This window comes from Arthrobacter sp. Y3223164 (assembly GCF_059091005.1).
Genome location: NZ_JBNHGF010000739.1, coordinates 1 through 708, shown reverse-complemented (window position 1 = coordinate 708; position 708 = coordinate 1). Strand labels below are relative to the sequence as shown.

Annotated in this window: 2 protein-coding genes; one reads left to right on the top strand and one right to left on the bottom strand. The window is 71.3% G+C overall.

Annotation, left to right across the window (positions count from 1 at the left end):
- Positions 1-108 precede the first annotated feature (108 nt).
- Positions 109-342, bottom strand: a complete 234-nt coding sequence (locus AC5RUJ_RS17725; RefSeq protein WP_493999616.1) for a DUF6480 family protein — start codon at positions 340-342, stop codon at positions 109-111.
- 117 nt (positions 343-459) lie between these two features.
- Here AC5RUJ_RS17725 and AC5RUJ_RS17720 point away from each other — a divergent pair.
- The coding region (locus AC5RUJ_RS17720) for a YigZ family protein (RefSeq protein ID WP_494156442.1) at positions 460-708 on the top strand (249 nt) is incomplete at its 3' end.

Sequence of the window (708 nt, the reverse complement as noted above, 5' to 3'; positions counted from 1 at the left end):
TCCTCCGCACCGGGCCCGCCGTCGTCCTGCCCGGGCACCGGCCCGCCGTCGTCCTGCCTCCGCGGGCCTCGGTGCCCTGCCTCCTCCGGGCTTTGGTGCCCGGGCACGCTACTCTTCGTGCCCTTGGTCTGCGCTCATCTGGTCTTCGGCGGGCGGCGTTTCTCCGGGCGGAACGCCACCGCCGGGTTCCAGTCCGGTGATGTTCTGGCTCTCGGGATCGGGGTTGGCCGAGTCGCCTTGGTCGGCCGAGACCCGGCCTTCGTTGACGCCCTCAGGCGCGGCCGGGCCGTGGCCCTTTCCGCCTGAAACACGGGGGTCGAATTCCGGTTGGTTTTTCGCCATGGTTCCGCCGTTCGTTGCGCTTTCCGGCCGCACCGCGGGCGCGGCCCTGTGCACCCACACTAGGCACGCGTGAGCCCCCCGGACAAGGGACCGGGCGGGCGCACTAGGCTGGATCCTATGGTTCCCCCGTCCCCCGGCAGCAGCTACACCACGGTAGCCGACGAGCACCGGCACGAGATCGAAATCAAACGCTCGAGGTTCATCACGGTGCTGCGGCGGGTGGAAACTGAGCAAGAGGCCCGCGGCCTGGTCGCGGAGCTGCGCCGCGAATTCCACGACGCCCGGCACCACTGCAGTGCCTTCCTGCTGGGCCCGGACCGGGGCGTCCAGCGCTCCAACGACGACGGCGAGCCCGCCGGCACGGCC

What these genes read in the sequence shown, in the direction of transcription:
- AC5RUJ_RS17725 (WP_493999616.1), bottom strand. Translation starts at nt 342, where the DNA reads ATGGCGAAAAACCAACCGGAATTCGACCCCCGTGTTTCAGGCGGAAAG.